The organism is Paenibacillus sp. sg306046 (assembly GCF_059821225.1).
In genome coordinates, this window is the sequence record NZ_JCAMRT010000006.1 from 68,814 (window position 1) to 89,969 (window position 21,156).

Genomic DNA, 21,156 nt, shown 5'->3' on the forward strand with positions numbered 1-21,156 from the left:
GTATAGTATACAATAAAGACAAGGTATGAACACGGTTTTGCTCCGTAAAAATTTCAAGGAGGACCTAGCATGAGCTTACTTGCTACCGATTATGAGAAGACGGATATGGGTACGATCCAAATCGCACCGGAGGTCATCGAAATCATCGCCGGAATGGCGACTGTTGAAGTGCCCGGCGTAGCCGGGATGAGCGGCGGATTTGCCGGCGGAATCGCCGAGCTGCTGGGCCGTAAAAATTTATCCAAAGGCGTCAAGGTTGAGGTAGGCCAGCGTGAAGCGGCGATTGACGTTTCCGTGGTGATCGAGTTCGGCACCCGCATTCCTGAGGTCGCGAGCAACGTTCAACAAAACGTCAAGCATGCGATCGAATCCATGACCGGATTAAGCGTCATCCAGGTGAACGTGCATGTTCACGATGTTATTTTCAAGGGTGCGGAGAAGCCGCCGGAGGAGCCGGAAGTCAGCTCCCAGCGCGTGAAGTAAACCGAACATAGTCAGGTTGAACCCCCTTACGTTCACGTCTGGGGGTTCCTCCATATTGCGGAAGGAGTCAAGCCCGTGGCCAAAATAATCGACAGATTTCTGCTGTTTCTGCTCAGTATTGTTGTGATTGCTGCAGCGTTTATTGCCTTGTTCGCGGCGTTTGGCATCATTTCATTGGACCTCACCCAGCAATTTGTACGTGATGTGTACCGGGATTTCAATACAGCGATTCCGTTTATTGTCGCTACAGCGGTCATCGCGCTGTTGGCGCTGCGGCTGCTGGTTGTATCCGTGCGTCCGAATAAAGCTTCCGTCCCGTCGATCGACCAGCGCACCGAATTCGGCGAAATCCGCATCTCGATTGACACGGTTGAAAATTTGTCGCTGAAGGCGGCATCCCGTTCACGCGGCGTGCGCGATTTGCGGGCGCGCGTGAAGGTGAGCCAGGCCGGTCTTGACATTGTCATCCGGGCGATTGTGGACGGCGACACGCCGATTCCTGCGTTGACGGAAGAGATGCAGGCGAATGTCAAAGGGCATGTTGAGGAAATAACCGGCATTCCAGTGGCGCTCGTGACCGTCTTTATTGCCAACATTCAACAATCAACCCCGACGTTCAAAAGCCGTGTCGAGTAGGAAGGGGTGGCTTCAGGCATGTGGAGGCAAATGTGGGACCGACTGCTGGAGCAGCACCGGGGCGCGACGCTGTGCACGCTCGCTGCCGGCTTGCTGGGCATCATTTATTTGTTCTTTGGCTTCTTTCATATGTTAATCTTTGGCTTGATCGTATATACTGGTTATTATATAGGGAACAGGATCGACCGGAACGAGCCGGTATTTCCCGCAGAAGACGTTTGGCGTCGGCTAATGGACAAATGGAGAATGTTCCGCTAAAATCCTTGGGAGACGCCCAAGGATTTTTTGTCGGGTCAGCGTGAGGCCGGATTTGAACCAACAGGAGGATTTGCAATCAATGAGACGAAGACTGGCAAGGGAGCTTGCCCTGCAGAGCTTGTACCAAATGGCTATGAATGAAGTGACCACGATGGATGCGGTTGATCACGTGGTAGGAGAAGCGCGCGGCGAAGATGAAGCCCAGCTGCGCCGGGAGAAGGACCAGATTTCCGAGCTGGACGTCAAGGAGCTGGTCGAAGGCACGCTGCGCCACAAATCGCAGATTGACCATCTGCTTGTTGACTATTTAAAAGGCTGGCAGATGGACCGGCTCTCGCGGGTTGACCGTGAAATTTTGCGGCTTGCGACGTATGAGATGATCTACTGCGAGGATGTGCCGCCCAAGGTGGTTGTCAATGAAGCGATCGAGATGTCGAAAAATTTCGGCACGGATGAATCCGGCAAGTTCGTCAACGGCGTGCTTGGCAAAATGATCAAGGATCTGGAAACGCTGCGCGGACAAGCTCCGCAGCAATAACGAATAGCCAGCAACGCCTGCATGCCTAAAACGAGAGGGGAACGTGAACATATGTCAGCACACGTCATCAATGGGAAGGAACTAGTCGGCGCTTACCGGGCCGATATCAAACAGCAGGTCGAGCGTCTGACCGCCCAAGGCGTTAAACCGGGGCTGGCCGTTGTCATCGTGGGGGATGACCCGGCTTCGCATGTATACGTGCGCAACAAAAACCGCGCCTGCGAGGAAGCGGGCATTTATTCCGAGGTGCACAAGCTGGCGGAGGACACGACGGAAAGCGAGCTGCTGGCGCTGATCGCCAAGCTGAACGCCGATCCGGCGATTCACGGGATACTGGTCCAGTCGCCGTTGCCGGGTCATCTGAGCGAGGAGCGGATCGTTGAGGAGATTGCGGTTGAGAAGGATGTGGACTGCTTCCATCCGGAAAATGTCGGCAACCTGATGATCGGCAAGCCGGGTCCGGCTCCGTGCACGCCTGCAGGGGTCGTCGAAATTTTGAAGCAGGTCGGCGTGGACATCGCGGGCAAGCATGCCGTCGTGATCGGACGCAGCAACATCGTCGGCAAGCCGATGGGCATTTTGCTGCTTAGAGAGCATGCGACCGTGACGTTTTGCCATTCGCGGACGAAGGATCTGGCGGCGATTACGAGACAGGCCGACATTCTCGTGGCGGCAATCGGCAAGCCGAAGGTGATCAAGCGCGAGCATGTAAAGCCAGGCGCGGTCGTGATCGACGTCGGGATCAACCGGCTCGATACAGGCAAGCTGGCCGGCGATGTGGACTTCGACGATGTGGTGGAGACGGCTGGCGTCATTACGCCGGTGCCGGGTGTCGTCGGACCGATGACGATTACGATTTTGCTGCGCAATACGCTGGAAGCGGCAGAACGCGCCGCAGGCGTCAGCGTTTCGTCGTAAGCGGATGAGCGGGAAGCAGATTCTCTCGATCAAGGAGCTGAACCGCTTCATCAAGCTGAAGCTGGAGAGCGAGGATGCGCTGCAAAACGTCTGGGTGCGCGGTGAAATTTCGAATTTTACGCATCATTCGAGCGGGCATATGTATTTTACGTTAAAGGATGCGGACAGCCGGTTAAAAAGTATTATGTTCGCGTCCTACAACCAACGGCTGGCCTTTATCCCCCGCGAGGGGACGAAGGTGCTGGCCTGCGGCAATATTTCCGTTTATGAGCGGGACGGCCAGTATCAGTTTTACGCGACGCAGATGCAGCCGGACGGCATCGGCAGCCTGTATCTGGCGTTTGAGCAGCTCAAGCGGAAGCTGGAGGGCGAGGGCTTGTTTGCGCCTGAGCGCAAACGGCCGATTCCGGCGTTTCCGCGCGGCATCGGCATCATCACATCGCCGACCGGGGCGGCGGTTCGGGACATTATCATTACGCTGCAGCGGCGGTATCCGTCGGTGCCGGTGCTGCTGTACCCGGTGCTTGTCCAGGGCAAGCAGGCGGCGCCGTCGATTGTGAAAGCGATTGACGAGATGAACCGGTTGAACGAAGTGGACGTATTGATTGTTGGACGGGGCGGCGGCTCGTTGGAGGAGCTGTGGGCGTTTAACGAAGAAGCGGTTGCGCGGGCGATTCACCGCTCCGCACTGCCTGTCATTTCCGCTGTCGGACATGAAACGGATTACACGATTGCCGACTTTGTGGCTGATTTGCGTGCGGCGACTCCAACGGCGGCGGCGGAGCTGGCGGTGCCGCATCATCTGGAGCTGGCGCAGCGGCTCGCCCATCTCAAGCAGCGGCTGTACGGCGGGCTGACCTCGCGGCTGGAGCAAAGCAGGGAGCGGCTCAGACGGTCGCAGCGCTCGCCGTATTTGACAAATCCGCGCCGCCAGCTGGCGCTGCAGCCGACGGAACGGCTGGACCGCGTGCGCGAGCAGCTTATGTACAAAATGCGGCAGCGCCTGAGCCGGTCGCAGGAGAAGCTGATGCGGACGGAGCGCCAGCTGGCAGCCTTTAATCCGAAGGAGCAGATCGTTTACTCGCGCAAGCGGCTGGAAGGAGCGAACCGGCTGCTGCGTCATTCGATGCAAGCGGCGCTCAAGGGAAAGCAGCGCGACTATTTGTCGGCCGTGCGGCAGCTTGATGCGCTCAGTCCGCTGAAGGTGATGCAGCGCGGGTATAGTCTGGTGTACGACGAGCAGGAAAAGCAATTGATCAAGTCCGTGCAGCAGGTGCAGCTTGGCGATGTGCTGAAGCTGCGGCTGGCGGACGGCCGGATTGATTGTCATGTCTGGTCTATGGAGGAGAAACCAAGATGACGAGTCAGGAGCAAGCAACGCCGAGCTTCGAACAGGCGATCGAACAGTTGGAGCGCATCGTCGCCAGGCTGGAAAGCGGCGATGTGCCGCTGGAGCAGGCTATTGAGCTGTTTCAGGACGGGATGAAGCTGTCGCAGCTGTGCGGACAGAAGCTGGAGCAGGTGGAGCGCAAGATCGAGGTGCTGCTGGAGCAGGAGGGCGATCTGGTGAAGAAGCCGTTCCAGCCGGGCGAGACGGATAAAGGAGAATTGAAATGAGTGCAAGCGCAGACATCCTGGATTACATCAAGGACCGGGCGGCGCTGATCGAGCGTGAGCTGGAGCGGTCCATTCCGGCGGAATGGAGCATGCCGTCCGCCCTGCGCGAGGCGATGCTGTATTCGCTGATGGCCGGCGGCAAGCGGCTGCGGCCGATTTTGGTGCTCGCAGCTGCCGAGGCGCTGGGCGGTCAGAGCGAGGACGCGCTGCCGGTGGCGTTGGCTGTGGAGATGATCCATACGTACTCGCTGATTCATGATGATTTGCCGGCGATGGACAATGACGATTTCCGCCGCGGCAAGCCAACGAACCACAAAGTATTCGGCGAAGCGATGGCGATTTTGGCTGGAGACGCGCTGCTGACCCATGCATTTTACTCGGTCGTGCAGGCCGCGCGCAAGCGCGATGTGCCGGGCGATGTGATCGCAGACATCGTCGAGGAGCTGGCGCGCCTGTCCGGTGCGCCGGGGATGGTCGGCGGGCAAGCTGCCGATATGCAGGGCGAGCAGGGGCTGACGAAGCTGGAGGAGCTGGAATACATCCATCTGCGCAAAACAAGCGATCTAATCGTCTTCTCGCTCAAGGCGGGCGGGCGGATTGCAGGAGCCAGCCGGGAGCAGCTCGCCGCGCTGGAACGGTTCGGCGTTTGTCTCGGTCTCGCCTTCCAGGTGCAGGATGATATTTTGGACCTGATCGGCGATGAAAGCAAGCTCGGCAAGCCCGTACAGAGCGATGTGAAGCAGCAGAAGGTGACCTACCCGTATTTTATCGGCATCGAGGCGTCCAAGGCCAAGGTGGAGGAGCTGACCCGCGAGGCGCGGGAGGCGGTCGTCACGGGCGGTTTCCCGGCGCCGGAGCGGCTGCTGCAGCTTGCCGATTATTTGATGAAGCGCGATCATTAAGGAACAGCAGACGGACGACCTGCCCGAGTTTCGTTTGAGCGGGCCGTACTGCCATGCTATAATGACCTATGACCTTACAGCTCGACACAACCATCTTATTACGGAAAGCGAGGGGAACAAGCATGCTGCTCGAACACATTCAACAGCCCGAAGATTTGAAGCGTCTGACGCTCGAACAGCTCGAACCGCTGGCTGACGAAATCCGCCAGTTTCTGGTCGAGAACTTATCGGTGACTGGCGGCCACCTCGCGCCGAACCTTGGTGTTGTCGAACTCACACTTGCTCTGCATTACTTGTTTGATAGTCCCCAGGATAAATTCATTTTTGATGTCGGACATCAATCGTATGTGCATAAAATGCTGACAGGGCGTATGGAGAAATTCCATACGCTGCGCAAATATAAAGGGCTGTGCGGCTTCGTCAAGCGCTCGGAGAGCGAGCATGATGTCTGGGAAGCCGGGCATAGCAGCACGTCGTTGTCCGCCGCTACAGGCATGGCCGTCGCGCGCGACCTGAACGGCGGCACAAACCGCGTCATCGCGCTGATCGGCGATGGGGCGTTGACCGGAGGGATGGCGCTGGAGGCGCTTAACCATATCGGTCATGAGCAGCGCAAGCTGATGGTCGTGCTGAACGACAATGAGATGTCGATCGCGCCGAACGTCGGAGCGCTGAGCAACTACTTGGCCCGCATTCGTTCCGACCGCCATTACGTGAAGGCGAAGGAAGAAGTCGAGCATCTGATTAAAAAAATTCCGGCGATCGGCGGAACACTGGCCAAGACGGCGGAGAAGCTGAAGGATTCCTTCAAATATCTCGTCGTTCCCGGCATCTGGTTCGAGGAGCTGGGCTTTACGTATTTCGGACCGATTGACGGACATAACCTGCCGCTGTTGATGGAAACGCTCCGGCAAGCGGATAAGGTGAACGGACCGGTCGTTGTCCATGTCATTACCCGGAAAGGGAAAGGCTACTCTCCGGCCGAAGCGGATTCGCACAAGTGGCATGGCATCAGCCCGTACAAAATCGAATCCGGCCAGGTGCTCAAATCGGTCGGACCTCCGATGTATACCGAGGTGTTCGGCAGCACGCTGATCGAGCTGGCCAAGCAGGATGAGCGGATCGTAGCGGTAACGCCTGCGATGCCGGGCGGTTCCGGTTTGACCGGCTTCGCCAAAGCTTTTCCGGGCCGGATGTTTGATGTCGGCATCGCCGAGCAGCATGCGGCGACATTCTGTGCGGGGCTCGCGGCAGAAGGGCTCAAGCCGGTCTACGCCGTCTACTCGACCTTTATGCAGCGGGCATACGATCAGATCGTCCATGATATTTGCCGCGCGAATTTAAATGTAGCGTTTGCGATTGACCGGGCCGGCTTCGTCGGACCGGACGGCGAAACGCATCATGGCGTGTTCGATATCGCTTACTTGCGCAGCATCCCGAATATCGTTGTGATGATGCCCAAGGATGAAAATGAACTTCGCCATATGATGAAAACGGCGCTGCTTTATGAAGACGGTCCGATCGCTTACCGGTATCCGCGCATCAACGGACTTGGCGTCTCGCTTGACGAGGAGCTGCAGCCGATTCCAATCGGCGCCTGGGAGGTCGTCCGGCAGGGAGCTGACGCCGCCGTGCTGGCGGTTGGCCCGATGATCCCGATTGCGCTGGAGGCGGCGGAGGCGCTGGCCAAGGAAGGCGTGCAGGTGCGGGTTATCAACGCGCGGTTTATCAAGCCGCTGGATGAAGCGATGCTGCTGCAGCTGGCCAAGGAGGATATGCCGATTGTGACGCTTGAAGAAGGAGCCGCGCTTGGCGGCTTCGGCAGCGGCGTACTGGAGTTTTATTCGTTCCAGAGCATTTACGGCATGCGGATCAAAGTGATCGGAGTACCGGATTATTTCGTCGAGCACGGGTCGGTGAAGGAGCAATACCAGGAAGTGGGTCTGACCGCCGAACGGCTCGTTGCCGATATTCAGGCGCTTGTTCCCCGCCGCAGACAACGGGCTTGACGGCAAGCGGCGGATGAAGGGGAGCAGGAGCCAGACATGAATTCTGAGAAAACAGCAAAAGAGCGGCTGGATGTGCTGCTGGTGGAGCAAGGATTTTTTGCCACGCGGGAGAAAGCCAAAGCGGCGATTATGGCAAATCTCGTGTCGGTCGGAGGGGAGCCTGTCGATAAGGCAGGCACCAAAATTCCGACGACGGCGGCTATTACAGTCAAGGGCGCTACGCATCCGTACGTCAGCCGCGGCGGACTGAAGCTGGAGAAGGCGCTTAAGACGTTTGCGCTCGACTTGAACGGCGTTATTATGATCGACATCGGCGCTTCAACCGGAGGCTTCACGGATTGTGCGCTGCAGAACGGCGCGGCCGAAGTGTACGCTGTCGATGTCGGCTACAACCAGCTCGACTGGTCGCTGCGCAAGGACCCGCGTGTTCATGTGATGGAGCGGACCAATTTCCGCTTCATGCAGCCCGGCGATCTCAAGGGACCGGCGCCGTCCTTCGCGTCGATCGACGTTTCCTTTATTTCACTCAAGCTGATTTTGCCGCCCTTGTTCAAGCTGCTGACCGCCGGAGGCTCGGTCGCAGCGCTGATCAAGCCGCAGTTTGAAGCCGGCCGCGAGAAGGTGCCGAAGACAGGCGTCGTCAAGGAGCCGGCCGTTCATCGCGAGGTGCTGGAGACGGTGCTGCAGTTTGCGCAGGAGACGGGCTTTATCGTGCAAGGGTTGACCTTTTCGCCGATCAAGGGCGGGGAGGGCAACATCGAGTTTCTGACGCATCTCGTCAAGCCGGAGGCTGACTCCGGGGCGAATGAACCACATAGCGAACGAGCAAGTCTGGATTTGCTGATCCGTGAGGTCGTTCAAGAGTCGCAAAGCATGCAGAACTCATCCGCGGGCTAGTTTCGTCCGCAGCGGTGAGTTTTTTGCTGCAGATGGAGGAGTTGGCAGCGGCGTCCCCGAATACTACTGGCGAGGTGATGCGCGTGCAAAGCGGAGACGGATGGGTCGTAGCGCTGCTTGTCGTTGTATTCGGAGCCTGGATATATTCGGCGATACGCCGCAGCTTGCGCAATCAGATCGAGCAAGCGCCGCCGGCAGATTGGCTGAATCCGGACGAGCCGCCTGCCGAGGATGAGGCCACACGCTTGCTTGCCGAGCATGGCTATCAGGTGATCGCAGGCAAGCGTCGTATCCCGGTAACAATTGATGCTGGTCCCGGCGCGGAACGGCTGCACAGCCGGCTATTTATTGACTATATGGCTGAGCAAGAAGGCCAGTATTACGCCGTGAAGCTGGCCAAGGAACGCAAGCCGCTGGAGCCTACAGGCAGCGCGTTGCGCGACCGGCTGCTCATTTACCAGCTCCTGGATCAGCGGACGGAGGGCGTGCTGTATGTGAAGCTGGCCGAGCGGCAGGTTGTCCGCTACCGGTTCAGCCTGCAGGAGCCTGATCATGATCAAGGAGGATGAAGGAGGAGCTTTATGAAAGGCCAACGCCATGTGAAAATACGTGAAATTATAACAAATAATGAAATTGAGACGCAGGATGAGCTGGTTGAGAAGCTTGGTTTGGCAGGATTTCATGTGACCCAGGCGACGATCTCGCGGGATATCAAGGAGCTGCATCTGATCAAGGTACCGCTGGATGACGGCCGCTACAAATATTCGATGCCGGCGGATCAGCGGTATAATCCGCTGCAGCGGCTGCGCCGCGCGCTGAACGATCATTTCGTTCATATTGATTATTCCGAAAATCTGGTCGTGCTCAAAAGCTTGCCAGGGACGGCCAACGCGATCGGGGCGCTGATCGACAGTCTGGAATGGAACGAAATTATGGGTACCATTTGCGGAGACGATACGATACTGATTATTTGCCGGACGAAGGAACATAGCGTCCATGTCGTGAACCAAGTGATGGGCATGTTAAGCTAACATTTAATGAGGTGCGCTTATGCTACTGGAATTGTCAATTCGTCATTTAGCAGTCATCGAGCATGTCGAGCTTCATTGCAAGTCCGGATTTCATGTGCTGACGGGGGAAACGGGGGCCGGCAAGTCGATCATTATCGACGCGCTTGGCCTGATTGCCGGGGGACGCAGCTCCTCGGAGCTTGTCCGTTATGGCAGTGATAAAGCGTCGCTGGAGGCATCGTTTCTGGTTGCGGCGGATCATCCTGTCTGGGCGGTGCTGTCGCGGCTTGGCATTGAAGGAGCGCCGGATGAGCTGCTGATTGTCCGCAGGGAAATTTCGGCGCAAGGCAAAAGTACAAGCCGGGTGAACGGCCAACTCGTTAATCTCGCCATGCTGAAGGAAATCGGCGAATGCCTTGTAAATATTCACGGTCAGCATGAGCACCAGTCGCTGTTTCACCCGGAAGGCCATATCCGCTTTCTGGACGCGTTCGGGGAGCCGAGCATCGGTCCGGTCAAACGGGAATACCAGAGCGCCTTTGCCGATTACCAGGCCGTTCGCAAGCAAGTGCGCGAGCTGCAGGAGGCGAGTCAGCAGGCGCTGCAAATGGCCGATTTGTACAAATTTCAAGTGGAAGAAATTCGTTCGGTGAAGCTGAAGGCCGGCGAAGACGAGGCGTTGCAGGAGGAGCGGCGCAAGCTGTCCAACGCGGAGAAGCTGTACCAGAGCGCGGCCGATGCGTACGAGCTGATTTATGGCAATGGCAAAGGGCTGGATGTCGTCCGGCGGGCGATGCAAAAGCTGCAGGATATTGCCTCCTACGATACGTCCCGGCTGCAGCCGCTCGCCGAGCAGGTGCAGTCCGCCTTCTATCAGCTGGAGGATGCGGCTTACCAGGTGCGCGATTATCGGGATGAAATTGAATTTAATCCGTCCCGGTTAGATTTTATTGAGCAGCGGCTGGATACAATCTCCTCACTTCGGAGAAAATACGGAGACAACGTACAGGAGATTATCGTGTATGCCGATAAAATCGAAGCCGAGCTGAGCCTGATCGAAAACAAGGATGAACGGCTGCAGAAGCTGCAGCGGGAGGAGCAGGCAGCGATGGAGCGGATGTCGCGGCTCGCTTCCGATCTGACCTTGAAGCGGCTGGCTGTTGCGGAACGGCTGGCAGCCGAAATCGTGGCCGAGCTACGCGAGCTGCATATGGAGCGAACGCAATTTAAGGTGCAGGTCGAAGCTGGACGCGAGCCGAGGTTTACGCAGGACGGGGCGGATCAGGTGGAATTTATGATCTCTGCCAACCCCGGCGAACCGCTGCGTTCGCTCAGCAAAATCGCTTCGGGCGGCGAAATCTCACGGATTATGCTGGCGATGAAATCCATTTTCGCCCGGGTAGACCGCATTCCCGTGCTTGTATTTGACGAAGTGGATACCGGGGTGAGCGGACGCGCCGCCCAGGCGATTGCTGAACGGATGTCGCGGCTGTCGCGAGACTGCCAGGTGTTTTCCATCACTCATTTGCCGCAGGTGGCCTGTATGGCTGATGTGCATTATTTGATTCGCAAGACAACGGACAGCAAACGGACCTTCACCAATATTGTGGATCTGCCTGACGGCGAAAGGGTGCATGAGCTGGCCCGGATGCTCGGCGGCGTCGAGGTGACGGATAAAACGCTGGAGCATGCGCAAGAGATGATCAAGCTGGCGCAGGGGCAAAAAATAAAGCTGGCTTAACAGGAAAAGGGGGCTTGAGCTGTACGGTTTTTAACGGTTGTGGGAGCATTTTGGAGTTATAAAAGCGATGGCGGGGGGTTACCTTAAAGGTACACAAACGGCGGTGCTGCGCGGCAGGTTGACGAATCGTTTGACGAAACGGAACGTTTGCCTCGCAGGTGTGACGCTGATTTCCGAGCAAGCAGGAAGTCGGCGCCGCTAAGCAAAGGAAGCAAGGGAGCGTGAGCGAATTGAGTTCCAACCAGGGAAAAAGATTGATTGGATTAGTGCTCGTCCTCTTCGTTTGTTTGGGTAGCTTGACCACCCCTTTCCGCAGCTTTGCCTCATTCCCCGAGGAGCTCCGATTGTTCACCGGACAGCAAGCCCATCTGAAGCTGGCTGTACCCGTCAGCGCTCAGATTACCGTGAACCATCCGGAAATTGTGAAAGTGAACGGTTCGACGGAGCATTCCTTCCGCGTCGATCTTCATCATCCGATCTCATTGGAATCTTATCAGGCAGGTAAAGCGGAAATGAAGCTGAAGCTGTTTGGCGCGATCCCGTTCAAGACGGTTAAGGTCAACGTCGTGCCTGATCTCAAGGTCGTGCCGGGGGGACAAACCATCGGCGTAAAGCTCAAGTCAGCCGGTATTATGGTGGTCGGTCACCATCTGGTTGCGATCGCAGACGACAAGAAGACATCCCCCGGCGAGGAAGCGAAGGTGCTGCTTGGCGATCTGATTGTCAAAATGAACGGGCAGCCGATTCAGGACGTCAGCAAAGTCGCCGAGCTGGTAAAGGAAGCGGGAGAAAGCAGGCGGCCGATCAAGCTGACGATTGTCCGCAATCAGGACACGCTTGATATTCCGATTAATCCGGCCTACGATATTGTAGATAAAGCTTACCGGCTTGGTCTATATATCCGCGATTCGGCGGCAGGTGTCGGAACGCTGACCTTTTACGCGCCTGATCAAGGCGTCTACGGAGCGCTTGGCCATGTCATTACCGACATGGACACGCAGTCGCCGATTGTGGTCGGCGGCGGCGATATCGTTCATTCAAACGTCACGTCGATTTCCAAAAGCCAAAACGGCGAGCCGGGCGAGAAACGGGCGCAATTTTCCAGAGAAAGCAAGTCGATCGGCAACATCGAGAAAAATACGCAGTTTGGCATCTTCGGCAAAATGAATGACTCGCCTGATCACGGCTTCAGCGACAAGGCGCTGCCCGTTGCTTTCGCCGAGGAGGTGCGGGAAGGGCCGGCGCAAATTTACACAGTCGTAAACGGGCAAAAGGTGGAGAAGTTTGCGATTGAAATTGTGCATGTCGCCAAGCAGGAAATGCCGCAAACCAAAGGAATGGTCATTAAAATTACCGATCCGAAGCTGATTGATAAAACAGGCGGCATCGTACAGGGGATGAGCGGCAGTCCGATCATCCAAAACGGCAAAGTCGTCGGAGCTGTGACGCATGTATTTGTTAATGACCCGACTAGCGGGTATGGCTGTTTTATCGAATGGATGCTGCAGGATGCAGGGATCATGCTTAGACCAAGCAGCCTGGAGCAGGGCGTAGAGGATAATGAACGAAAGGCCAGCTGAGCTGGCCTTGCTTTTTTCTCAGGCGGAAATTCAAACAACGAATGGCGAAAATCTGCTGGCCGACCGGGGGTCAGATCCCATTGATGCAAGTTGTTTTGCCGCTGAAATTAACTTTACCCGACGTGCAACAAAAAGCGCGCAGCCCTCGTCTTATAGAAGCATCGTCTGCCTGAACGCCACGCCATTTGTCGAGAATTGTGCTTTCATGAATTAAATTTTCCATTATAATAGAAAACAGAAAAAAAATCCAGAAAAATAATATTCGACAGAAGGAATTTGAAAGCCGATGTCGAAATCATTACATAAGGAAAATTTAAGCAAATTGTTTAGCTTCACATATGAAGGGAGAGCTTGCCGTTGCCAACCATTGAAGTTCTTTTAGCCGATGATAATCGGGAATTTACGAACCTGTTGTCCGAATTCATTGATGAGCAAGACGATATGCGGGTTACCGGAGTGGCTTACAACGGGAATGACGTGCTTCGTCTGATCGAGCAAAGCGGCCGGGTGCCTGACGTACTGATTCTCGATATCATCATGCCGCATCTGGACGGACTCGGTGTGCTCGAAAAGCTGCGTGAACTGGATTTGAGCCCACAGCCCAAAATTATTATGCTTACGGCATTCGGACAAGAAAATATTACCCAAAAAGCGGTTCAGCTCGGCGCCTCCTACTACATCCTCAAGCCGTTTGATATGGAAATTCTAACAAATCGTATCCGGCAGCTGGTCCACACCTCGCAGCCTCCGATGCCGATGCTTAGCTCGCAAAGCTCGTTGAAGGCGAATGTCGTGCAGCTTCCGAAAGGTAAGAACCTGGATGCAAACATCACGTCGATCATCCACGAAATCGGAGTGCCTGCGCATATTAAGGGCTACCAGTATTTGCGCGAAGTGATCACGATGGTGTACAACAATATTGAAATTCTGGGAGCGATCACGAAAACGCTTTATCCGGCGATCGCCGAAAAATACAAAACGACGCCAAGCCGCGTCGAGCGCGCGATTCGCCATGCGATCGAAGTCGCCTGGACGCGCGGGAATATTGACAGCATCTCGCATCTGTTCGGGTATACGATTAATATCAGCAAGTCGAAGCCGACGAATAGCGAGTTTATTGCGATGGTGGCGGATAAGCTGCGGATTGAGCATAAGGTTTCGTGAAGGCAAGAGCCGTAAGGCTTTGAGCGTGTCAAGGGCTATTGCAGTTTTGGCTATAAATATCCGAAAGCGGACATTTTGAGTCAATAAATATCGAATGAGTAAGCCAACAAATACCACTTGTTTATTGGGTTCCCAACAACCCTATAAAGGAGTGGTATTTCTTATGACAGACATGGAATTTCACATCCTAAACAAACCTTTAAGTTGTTACATTGTATTTGAAGATGGAGCAGCTTGGAATAAGCAAGTATTCCAACGGCTCGGACGTTCATCTCGACCCATATATCAATGTTTCAGGCATACCGAGGAAGCATTTTGAATGAAAAGGGATGCTTGGTCAATTCAGCGCGGCTCAGGCACATTTATTCGGAAAAGAAAACTCACAAAGGCGATTTGTTCTTATTTTCCGGATAGTTCAAGGATGTTGTCAGAACGCCAATTGAGTATATATGTGAAACTCAGACGGTACTATGTGCTGAAATCACTTTCACAGAAAAGCGAGGAATAACATGAAAAGCACATTGAACTCCCAACTTGAACTAATAAATAAGTTTTATGGTAAAAATGAAGGAACAATTGTGGCTCTGTGTAGACAAATACCACTAATAAAGAAATTTTTCAAAAACGATTGTTCAATTCATGATTCCATTAGTCTTAATATGCAGTTTAAAAGTTACCTAAAAAGAGAGTATTCTGTAAACGAAGCTCAAGCTTTATTAAATAATGTTGAAAATAATATAGCAGACTTGAGTAGATTTTCCATTCTAGGGATCGTAATTTCCTTTTTTAGCGTGTTGTTTATTTTAGTAATTAATACTTTGAAAGAAGTTCTCATTAGATTAATGAATAAGTTAAGTATAGAAAGTATTCACACAACTAAGACAATGATAACCGACACAGATGAAGTTGTAAAAGTTATGAAAGTGCAAGAGGAACCCTTCACTTTATTTCTGGGAGTCGGAGTGGAAGAAGCAGTTTTTTTGGTGATCCTTGCTCTAAGTCTATGGATTGGTTTTAAAATAATTACAAGGGTCTATTCTTTACTGGATAAATTACAAAAATTAGATTTATTCAAAGGTGTCTTAAAAGAGAGTATTAAGGAAAGAGAATATATTGATTTGTTACATGCCGAAGCACTAGGAGAATATAAAAAATATCAAGCTATTAAATTTGAAACAAAACTGATAGGAAACGACAATCAAAGAAGAAAATTCCGTCGTTACATATAATACCGCTTCCACGCAGCAAACATACGCCTTCGGTTCCGAAGGGGGAGATTTGGCAAGCGACACCGGGTATTGGCTATGCTGGCAAATATATGAACTGCTCTAAACATCGCAGAAATAGAGAGGTGTTTTCATGACAAGCAACGAATTTTAGAATGAAGATGATGCGGGCTCTATAGGTGCATGTATTCGGGAGGTAGTCACGATTGGAACAACGAGCAAGCAAGTTTAACAAAGTTTATGCGATGCAGCTTGTCACGATCTTTTTGGGCTTTATCATTTTCGGCATCTCGGAGAATATCAAAGGCCCGGCGATTCCAAGGATTCAGTTTGATTTCCAGTTAAATGAAGAGCAACTAGGCAGTTTGTTGTCCTTGAACGCATTAGGGTACTTGATTGCCTGCTCGTTTACCGCTATTGTCGTGCGCAAATGGGGGATTAAGGCTGCGAGCATTCTCTCGTTCGCCTCCATGCTGATTTCAGGTATTTTTATTTTTATTTCCCACACGTATCCGGTATTTGCTGCCTCTTATTTTCTGATGTATATCGGAAACGGGATGCTGGAGATTGCACTGGCTATTCTTGGCGCGCGCATTTTTGTCAAAAATGTAGGGACGATGATGAATCTGTCCCATTTCTTTTATGGCATAAGCTCAACGGTCGCGCCGCTGGCTGCAACAGGCGTGATGTCGATTCAGGTGCTTGGTCATACGCTGGACTGGCGAGGGATGTATCTGGCCATGCTTTCTTTATCCTTGCTTCCGATCCTGACGGCTTTGCGCAGCTCGTTTCCGGGTGATGATCTTCCGAGTGAAAGCCGCACTCCCTTTAAGGAATTGATGAAGGACCCGGCCTTGTGGTGGATGGTGCTGATTCTTTCGTTTGGTGTCGTATCCGAGCTTGCGGTTGGCGGATGGCTGGTGAATTTTCTGGAAAAAGCCTACCATTGGGACACCGTTCAGGCATCCGGGCTGCTAGCTGTCTTTTTTCTCTTGTTTTCACTTGCCAGACTACTGCTGGGACCGGTGACGGATAAAATTGGCTTCACGTTTTCCCTCATTATATTTTCGGGTATTTCCGCCCTTTGTACGTTTGCTGCGCTTGTTGGCGGGGAGCCGTGGTCGTTTTTGTTTGCGGCAGCAGGGATCGGAATCGCGATGATTTATCCAACGGTGATGGCTTTTATTGCCAAGCGGTACCCGAAAGGCAGCGATACGGCTATCACATTCACGGTCACCTTGATGGGACTCGGCAGCGTCATCGGCAATTATGTGATCGGGTTCATCATCGAAACCGTCAAAACGATGTATGGCCAGGGTGACGTGATCAGCCTGCTGCGCGGGCTGCAAGCGGGCTACGGCTTTATTGGCTTGTGTGCGCTTTTAAGCTCGCTCTGTGGCTGTATGCTGTATCGTTATTTGAAAAAGCGCGGGGAATTAGTGTAATCGGCCGCAACGGGCCAAGGGCTTTCCCGCTAATGGGAAAGCCCTTGGCCCGTTGAGCCGGATGGGTGAAGCTATCGCTTGTTCCGTTTCTGACGAAACCGGGGGGCGACATAATTGCGCTTGCGGTCGCGGAAAAAGGTCCAGCCGCCGATAAAAGCGACGCCGATGCCGAATAAGATGAAGCCGATCATCAGCTTCCACCACAGAATGCCGCCGGACCCGCCAGCGGTTTCGAATTGGGCAAACCAAGCGTCCTTCATAGCCAAAAAACCGTAGGTGGCCATCAGGCCGGGAATCACGAGCAGCAGCATCGCGATGAATCGTTGTACAACCGCTTTCATAAGATAGCTCCTTCAGAACGGAGAATGCATGATCCTCTTAACGTTATCATATTCTGCGGCGAAATTCATGCCATTTCACAAAATGGACTATATTTCCGTGGTGAATTAAGGTTACAATAAGGAGTGTTACTCTAAAATAAGAACTGTTCAAGAACATAAACATCCTAGACAAGGCGGTATGTGATGCGCAACATCTGGAGCATTTACAAAACGGATTGGAACCATATTTTTCGGGTGCCTACGGGCATTCTTCTGATTTGCTCCATTATTTTGCTGCCCGGTCTGTACGATTGGGTGAATGTGATGTCGGTATGGGACCCTTACAGCAATACAAGCGGGATTAAGATTGCCGTCACAAGCCTGGACAGCGGGGCGCAGGTTGAAGGCAAGCCGGTCAACATCGGCGAGGAGCTGGTCCATAATCTGCGGCAGAACGAAAAGCTGGGCTGGAGCTTTGTCAGCGAGGAGGAGGCGCAGCGCGGCGTCGAGAAAGGAACCTACTACGCCAGCTTGCTCATTCCCGCTGACTTTTCTTCGCGCATTACCGGCATCATCCGGGGCGATGTGACGCGGCCGGAGGTCGTGTATACGGTTAATGAAAAGGTCAATGCGATTGCGCCGAAAATAACCGGCTCCGGCATTTCGGCCATTACGAAGCAAATTAACGAAGGCTTCACGGAGGCTGTCAGCGAAGCTGTGCTGACGAAGCTGAAGGAGCTTGGCATCCAGCTAAATGACGAGCTGCCAACGATTCGCAAGGTCGAGAGCGGCATCTTCGAGCTGGAAAGCAAGCTGCCGGAAATTGAAGCGGCCGGGCAAAAGGTGCTGGAGCTGGAGAGCAAGCTGCCGGAGATTACGGAGAAGGCGCAGCACATTGTGCGGCTGCAGCAAAGCTTCCCGCAGGTGCAGGAGGCGGCGCAAACGGTACTCAAGCTGCAGCAAAGCTGGCCGGCGATCAACAGCGCCGCTTCCGAGGTGCTTGTCCTGGAGGACAAGCTGCCGCAGATCGAGCAGGCGGTGCAGCGCGTACAGGAGATCGACCAGCACGTTGACCGTCTGGGCGGAGTCTTGGATACGGCGTTGGACAAAACAAATACGGCGCTTCAAATTGTCACTGCGGCCGAACAGCAGCTGCCCAAGCTTGAGACGTTCAGCGGAGACGCCCTGGCATTTACGAACCGTCTGAATCAGTTTCTGGCAGCAAGCCAGGCGGCGATTCAGGAATTCAGCCCGACGGTGAAGCAGAACCTGCTGCTCATCTGGCAAATGACAAGCGCCGCCGAGCAGCTGCTCGGCAAGCTGCAGTCGGTGGACGCGGACAAGCTGCCGACGTCTGCGGACATCCAGTCGCTGCTGGAGCGGCTGGGCAAGGCGTCCGAGGTGCTGGCGCGCATCACGCAGGCGCTGAAGGTTGTGGACAGCCATGTGCCGGGCGAGCGGCTGAAAGCGCCGATCGAGCGGCTGGAGGATCTGGCCGAGAAGCTGGCTGTGCAAATCAAGCTGCTGGGCGTCGTCAAGTCGGCGCTGGACAGCCGGACGACCCCGCCTGCCGAGACGCTTCAGCGGCTGATGGTGCTGAACAGGCAATTGAAATTCGGCTTAAACGAGCTGCTTGAGCACTATGATCAGGATATCGTCCCGACGCTCAAGGAGGGACTGGGCAAGCTGCAGCAGGCTGGCGCGATTTCTGCGGAGGGTCTGCAGGAGGCGAGGGATCGGCTGCCCGACGTTGCCGAGCTGCTGAAGACAGCCCGTGAAGGGCTGACTTTCGCGCAGCAGGAGCTGCTTCGCCTGCAAGCCGCGCTGCCGGACACCCGCGCCAAGGTGCATGCCATCGCTTCGGCGCTGCAGAGCAAGGGCGGCGAGCTTGCCGATGCTATTCGGCTTGCAGCGCCGTTTATCCGCGATGAGCTGCCGTTGATCGGCGCCAAAATTGATAAAGCGGCTGCCTTTGTGCAACAAGATTTGCCCCAGGTGGAGCAGGAGCTGAATAAGCTGGCTGACTTCGTCAACAACCGGCTGCCGGAGCTGGAAAACAGCGTGCATCGCGTGGCTGGACTGGTGAACCATGAGCTGCCGCAGCTGGAAGTTGCGGTGCGCCAGGCGGCCGACAAGCTGCGCGAGGTCAAGTCCGATGACAGCTTCGCCCAGCTGGCCCAGCTGCTGCGCGGCGATATTCAGAAGGAAAGCGAATTTCTTGCCAGTCCGGTGCAAATCAAGGAGCACAAGCTGTATGCGATCCCGAATTACGGCTCAGCGATGTCGCCGTTTTACGGGGTGCTGTCGCTTTGGGTCGGCGCTACACTGCTGATCTCGATGCTGCGGCCGGACCCTGAAAATCCGGCTGGCCGGTACAAGGACTACCAGCTGTATATCGGCAGGCTGGGGACGTTTCTGACCATCGGACTGCTGCAGGCGGTATGCGTGACGCTGGGAGATGTAGTTATTCTCGGCACCTATGTAGTTGATAAGCTGTGGTTTATCGTGTTTGCCATGCTCGTTAGCGCTGCGTTTGTGACGATTACGTATACGCTGTTGTCGGTGTTCGGCAGTATGGGCAAGGGGCTGGCGATTATTTTGATGATCTTTCAATTTTCCAGCTCCGGCGGTACGTTTCCGATCAGCATGACGTCGCCTTTTTTCCAGATGCTCAATCCGTTTATGCCGTTTACGTATGCGATCAGCTTGCTGCGGGAGCCGGTGGGCGGCCTGCTATGGGAAACGGTCGCGCGCGATGTGCTGGCATTGCTTGGCTTTATGGCCTTGGCGCTGATCGTGGCTTTGTTCCTCAAGCGCCCGCTGAGCGGGATGATTCGGCGTTCGTCCGAAAACGCGAAGAAAACTAAAATTATCGCCTAGACAGGCGCAGCTCGTGATGAGCGAAAGGGGGAGGGTTCGTGATGTCGCAAACATTTGATATCGTCGTGCTTGGCGGTGGAATCGGGGGATATACGGCTGCCATCCGGGCGTCCCAGCTCGGCAAGACGGTCGCAATCGTCGAGCAGGACAAGCTGGGGGGGACGTGCCTGCACAGGGGATGTATCCCGAGCAAGGCGCTGCTGCGCAGCGCGGAGCTGTTCGCTCTGATGAAGGAAAGCGAGCGCTTCGGCATCGAGGCGGATACCGTCCGCGTCGATTACCGCAAAGTATCGGCCCGCAAGGAATCCGTTGTCGAGCAGTTGTACCAGGGCGTGCAATATTTGATGAAGAAAAATAAAATTACCGTGTTTCAGGGGAAGGGGCGCATCATCGGTCCCACGATTTTCTCGCCGCGCAGCGGGGCTGTTTCGATCGAGCAGGCGGATGGAGACATTGTGACGCTAGTGCCGGACAAGCTGATTATTGCGACTGGGTCCCGGCCGCGCGCGCTGCCTGGACTGGAGACGGACGGCGTCTCCATTCTCAACAGCGACGAAGCGCTGCGCATGGAGCGGCTGCCGGAGTCTGCGATCATTATCGGCGGCGGGGTAATCGGCATCGAATGGGCGTCCATGCTCAGCGACTTCGGCGTGAAGGTGACGGTCGTCGAATTTGCGAAGCGTCTGCTGCCTGCCGAGGACGAGGAGGTTTCGCGCGAGCTGGAGCGTCTGCTGAAAAAACGCGGCGTGACGATTCTGACAGGCGCTGCGGTGCAGACCGATACGGTGGAGCGCGGGCCGCAGGGCGTCCGGTTGTCCGTGAAGCGCCGCGAGGAGCTGGAGGAGCTGCAGGCCGAAATCGCGCTTGTCTGTGTCGGCCGCCAGGCCAATGTCGAGGATATCGGACTGCATGCGACCGACGTGAAGGTGGAGCAGGGCTTTATTAAGGTCAATGCGAATATGCAAACCGCAGAGTCTCATATTTATGCGGTCGGCGATTGCATCGGCGGGCTGCAGCTTGCGCACGCGGCTGCCCATGAGGGCGTGGCGGCGGCGGAGCACGGCAGCGGACTGACGCCGCATCGGACGGCGGCTCATCAGGTGCCGCGCTGCGTCTATTCGCGGCCGGAAATTGCCAGCATCGGCTTCACGGAAGGCCAGGCGTTGGATCAGGGCCGCAAGGTGAAAACGGCCAAGCTGCCGTTTCAGGGGTTAGGCAAGGCAAGGGTGCTCGGCGAAACGGACGGGTTTGTCAAGGTGGTGGCGGACGAGGAGAGCGGCGACATTTTGGGCGTCCATATGATCGGCCCGCATGTAACCGACTCTATTTCGGAAGCGGCGCTGGCCCAATTGCTGCAGGCGACGCCGTGGGAGGTCGGGCAGACGATCCATCCGCATCCGACGTTATCCGAAATTGTCGGCGAAGCGATGCTGGCCGTGGACGGCAAATCCATCAGCTTCTAAACGATACATAGTCGTGCAGCGCTGCAAGTAAAAATTGTGTTCATAAACGAATCCGATTATAATATAAAT

General features: G+C 54.9%; 21 protein-coding genes. 20 read left to right on the forward strand and 1 reads right to left on the reverse strand.

Annotation, left to right across the window (positions count from 1 at the left end; translation table 11 throughout):
* Positions 1–69 precede the first annotated feature (69 nt).
* The 18 genes from AC6ROY_RS07935 (at position 70) to AC6ROY_RS08020 (ending at position 16,424) form a co-directional block, all read left to right on the forward strand.
* Positions 70–483, forward strand: a complete 414-nt coding sequence (locus AC6ROY_RS07935) for an Asp23/Gls24 family envelope stress response protein (protein ID WP_500099675.1) — start codon at positions 70–72, stop codon at positions 481–483.
* Between the two features lie 75 nt (positions 484–558).
* Positions 559–1,119, forward strand: a complete 561-nt coding sequence (gene amaP, locus AC6ROY_RS07940; protein WP_500099676.1) for an alkaline shock response membrane anchor protein AmaP — start codon at positions 559–561, stop codon at positions 1,117–1,119.
* An 18-nt stretch (positions 1,120–1,137) separates the two neighbouring features.
* Positions 1,138–1,377 carry a DUF2273 domain-containing protein gene (locus tag AC6ROY_RS07945; protein ID WP_500099677.1) on the forward strand — a complete coding sequence of 80 codons (240 nt, stop codon included), beginning with the start codon at positions 1,138–1,140 and terminating at the stop codon, positions 1,375–1,377.
* Between the two features lie 79 nt (positions 1,378–1,456).
* Positions 1,457–1,915: a transcription antitermination factor NusB gene (gene nusB / locus AC6ROY_RS07950; RefSeq protein ID WP_500099678.1), complete on the forward strand. Its 459-nt coding sequence runs from the start codon at positions 1,457–1,459 to the stop codon at positions 1,913–1,915.
* A gap of 51 nt (positions 1,916–1,966) precedes the next feature.
* On the forward strand, positions 1,967–2,833 hold the full coding sequence (gene folD / locus AC6ROY_RS07955) for a bifunctional methylenetetrahydrofolate dehydrogenase/methenyltetrahydrofolate cyclohydrolase FolD (protein ID WP_500099679.1): 867 nt from the start codon (positions 1,967–1,969) through the stop codon (positions 2,831–2,833).
* A gap of 4 nt (positions 2,834–2,837) precedes the next feature.
* Positions 2,838–4,193, forward strand: coding sequence for an exodeoxyribonuclease VII large subunit (gene xseA / locus AC6ROY_RS07960; protein WP_500099681.1), 1,356 nt, complete (start codon positions 2,838–2,840; stop codon positions 4,191–4,193).
* Entirely contained in the window at positions 4,190–4,450 is a 261-nt protein-coding gene (xseB, locus tag AC6ROY_RS07965) for an exodeoxyribonuclease VII small subunit (RefSeq protein WP_500099682.1), read from the forward strand. Before xseA ends, xseB begins: the two co-directional genes overlap by 4 nt.
* Positions 4,447–5,352: a polyprenyl synthetase family protein gene (locus tag AC6ROY_RS07970; protein ID WP_500099683.1), complete on the forward strand. Its 906-nt coding sequence runs from the start codon at positions 4,447–4,449 to the stop codon at positions 5,350–5,352. Before xseB ends, AC6ROY_RS07970 begins: the two co-directional genes overlap by 4 nt.
* A 122-nt stretch (positions 5,353–5,474) precedes the next feature.
* Positions 5,475–7,361 carry a 1-deoxy-D-xylulose-5-phosphate synthase gene (dxs, locus tag AC6ROY_RS07975; protein WP_500099685.1) on the forward strand — a complete coding sequence of 629 codons (1,887 nt, stop codon included), beginning with the start codon at positions 5,475–5,477 and terminating at the stop codon, positions 7,359–7,361.
* A 36-nt stretch (positions 7,362–7,397) separates the two neighbouring features.
* Positions 7,398–8,258, forward strand: coding sequence for a TlyA family RNA methyltransferase (locus AC6ROY_RS07980; RefSeq protein WP_500099686.1), 861 nt, complete (start codon positions 7,398–7,400; stop codon positions 8,256–8,258).
* Positions 8,259–8,290: 32 nt separating this feature from the next.
* Entirely contained in the window at positions 8,291–8,827 is a 537-nt protein-coding gene (locus AC6ROY_RS07985) for a hypothetical protein (protein WP_500099687.1), read from the forward strand.
* A 12-nt stretch (positions 8,828–8,839) separates the two neighbouring features.
* Positions 8,840–9,289 carry a transcriptional regulator AhrC/ArgR gene (gene ahrC / locus AC6ROY_RS07990; RefSeq protein WP_500099688.1) on the forward strand — a complete coding sequence of 150 codons (450 nt, stop codon included), beginning with the start codon at positions 8,840–8,842 and terminating at the stop codon, positions 9,287–9,289.
* A 19-nt stretch (positions 9,290–9,308) separates the two neighbouring features.
* Positions 9,309–11,009 carry a DNA repair protein RecN gene (gene recN / locus AC6ROY_RS07995; RefSeq protein ID WP_500099689.1) on the forward strand — a complete coding sequence of 567 codons (1,701 nt, stop codon included), beginning with the start codon at positions 9,309–9,311 and terminating at the stop codon, positions 11,007–11,009.
* A 221-nt stretch (positions 11,010–11,230) separates the two neighbouring features.
* Positions 11,231–12,589, forward strand: a complete 1,359-nt coding sequence (gene spoIVB / locus AC6ROY_RS08000) for a SpoIVB peptidase (protein ID WP_500099690.1) — start codon at positions 11,231–11,233, stop codon at positions 12,587–12,589.
* A complete protein-coding gene (locus AC6ROY_RS08005; RefSeq protein WP_500099691.1) occupies positions 12,570–12,803 on the forward strand; it encodes a hypothetical protein in 234 nt (77 codons plus the stop codon). Before spoIVB ends, AC6ROY_RS08005 begins: the two co-directional genes overlap by 20 nt.
* 143 nt (positions 12,804–12,946) lie before the next feature.
* Positions 12,947–13,753: a sporulation transcription factor Spo0A gene (gene spo0A, locus AC6ROY_RS08010; RefSeq protein WP_500099692.1), complete on the forward strand. Its 807-nt coding sequence runs from the start codon at positions 12,947–12,949 to the stop codon at positions 13,751–13,753.
* A 509-nt stretch (positions 13,754–14,262) separates the two neighbouring features.
* Entirely contained in the window at positions 14,263–14,982 is a 720-nt protein-coding gene (locus tag AC6ROY_RS08015; RefSeq protein WP_500099693.1) for a hypothetical protein, read from the forward strand.
* A 242-nt stretch (positions 14,983–15,224) separates the two neighbouring features.
* Positions 15,225–16,424, forward strand: a complete 1,200-nt coding sequence (locus tag AC6ROY_RS08020) for an MFS transporter (RefSeq protein WP_500099878.1) — start codon at positions 15,225–15,227, stop codon at positions 16,422–16,424.
* A gap of 71 nt (positions 16,425–16,495) precedes the next feature.
* Here the strand turns inward: AC6ROY_RS08020 and AC6ROY_RS08025 are convergent, their stop codons facing one another.
* Complete coding sequence (locus AC6ROY_RS08025; protein ID WP_500099694.1) at positions 16,496–16,765, reverse strand: DUF2627 domain-containing protein; 270 nt, start codon at positions 16,763–16,765, stop codon at positions 16,496–16,498.
* 183 nt (positions 16,766–16,948) lie between these two features.
* Between AC6ROY_RS08025 and AC6ROY_RS08030 the strand changes: the two genes are divergently transcribed.
* Together AC6ROY_RS08030 and lpdA are read left to right on the forward strand one after the other, a co-directional pair.
* Positions 16,949–19,624: a YhgE/Pip domain-containing protein gene (locus AC6ROY_RS08030; RefSeq protein ID WP_500099695.1), complete on the forward strand. Its 2,676-nt coding sequence runs from the start codon at positions 16,949–16,951 to the stop codon at positions 19,622–19,624.
* A 41-nt stretch (positions 19,625–19,665) separates the two neighbouring features.
* Positions 19,666–21,087 carry a dihydrolipoyl dehydrogenase gene (lpdA, locus tag AC6ROY_RS08035; protein ID WP_500099696.1) on the forward strand — a complete coding sequence of 474 codons (1,422 nt, stop codon included), beginning with the start codon at positions 19,666–19,668 and terminating at the stop codon, positions 21,085–21,087.
* Positions 21,088–21,156: the final 69 nt, after the last annotated feature.

Bases quoted from the DNA above. Each gene is read 5' to 3' on its own strand.
- AC6ROY_RS08030 (WP_500099695.1), top strand. From the start codon at position 16,949: ATGCGCAACATCTGGAGCATTTACAAAACGGATTGGAACCATATTTTT.
- lpdA (WP_500099696.1), top strand. From the start codon at position 19,666: ATGTCGCAAACATTTGATATCGTCGTGCTTGGCGGTGGAATCGGGGGA.
- dxs (WP_500099685.1), top strand. From the start codon at position 5,475: ATGCTGCTCGAACACATTCAACAGCCCGAAGATTTGAAGCGTCTGACG.
- recN (WP_500099689.1), top strand. From the start codon at position 9,309: ATGCTACTGGAATTGTCAATTCGTCATTTAGCAGTCATCGAGCATGTC.
- AC6ROY_RS07970 (WP_500099683.1), top strand. From the start codon at position 4,447: ATGAGTGCAAGCGCAGACATCCTGGATTACATCAAGGACCGGGCGGCG.
- xseA (WP_500099681.1), top strand. From the start codon at position 2,838: ATGAGCGGGAAGCAGATTCTCTCGATCAAGGAGCTGAACCGCTTCATC.
- xseB (WP_500099682.1), top strand. From the start codon at position 4,190: ATGACGAGTCAGGAGCAAGCAACGCCGAGCTTCGAACAGGCGATCGAA.
- AC6ROY_RS08025 (WP_500099694.1), bottom strand. From the start codon at position 16,765: ATGAAAGCGGTTGTACAACGATTCATCGCGATGCTGCTGCTCGTGATT.
- AC6ROY_RS07945 (WP_500099677.1), top strand. From the start codon at position 1,138: ATGTGGAGGCAAATGTGGGACCGACTGCTGGAGCAGCACCGGGGCGCG.
- nusB (WP_500099678.1), top strand. From the start codon at position 1,457: ATGAGACGAAGACTGGCAAGGGAGCTTGCCCTGCAGAGCTTGTACCAA.
- AC6ROY_RS08005 (WP_500099691.1), top strand. From the start codon at position 12,570: ATGAACGAAAGGCCAGCTGAGCTGGCCTTGCTTTTTTCTCAGGCGGAA.
- AC6ROY_RS08020 (WP_500099878.1), top strand. From the start codon at position 15,225: ATGCAGCTTGTCACGATCTTTTTGGGCTTTATCATTTTCGGCATCTCG.
- folD (WP_500099679.1), top strand. From the start codon at position 1,967: ATGTCAGCACACGTCATCAATGGGAAGGAACTAGTCGGCGCTTACCGG.
- AC6ROY_RS07985 (WP_500099687.1), top strand. From the start codon at position 8,291: ATGGAGGAGTTGGCAGCGGCGTCCCCGAATACTACTGGCGAGGTGATG.
- ahrC (WP_500099688.1), top strand. From the start codon at position 8,840: ATGAAAGGCCAACGCCATGTGAAAATACGTGAAATTATAACAAATAAT.
- AC6ROY_RS08015 (WP_500099693.1), top strand. From the start codon at position 14,263: ATGAAAAGCACATTGAACTCCCAACTTGAACTAATAAATAAGTTTTAT.
- AC6ROY_RS07980 (WP_500099686.1), top strand. From the start codon at position 7,398: ATGAATTCTGAGAAAACAGCAAAAGAGCGGCTGGATGTGCTGCTGGTG.
- AC6ROY_RS07935 (WP_500099675.1), top strand. From the start codon at position 70: ATGAGCTTACTTGCTACCGATTATGAGAAGACGGATATGGGTACGATC.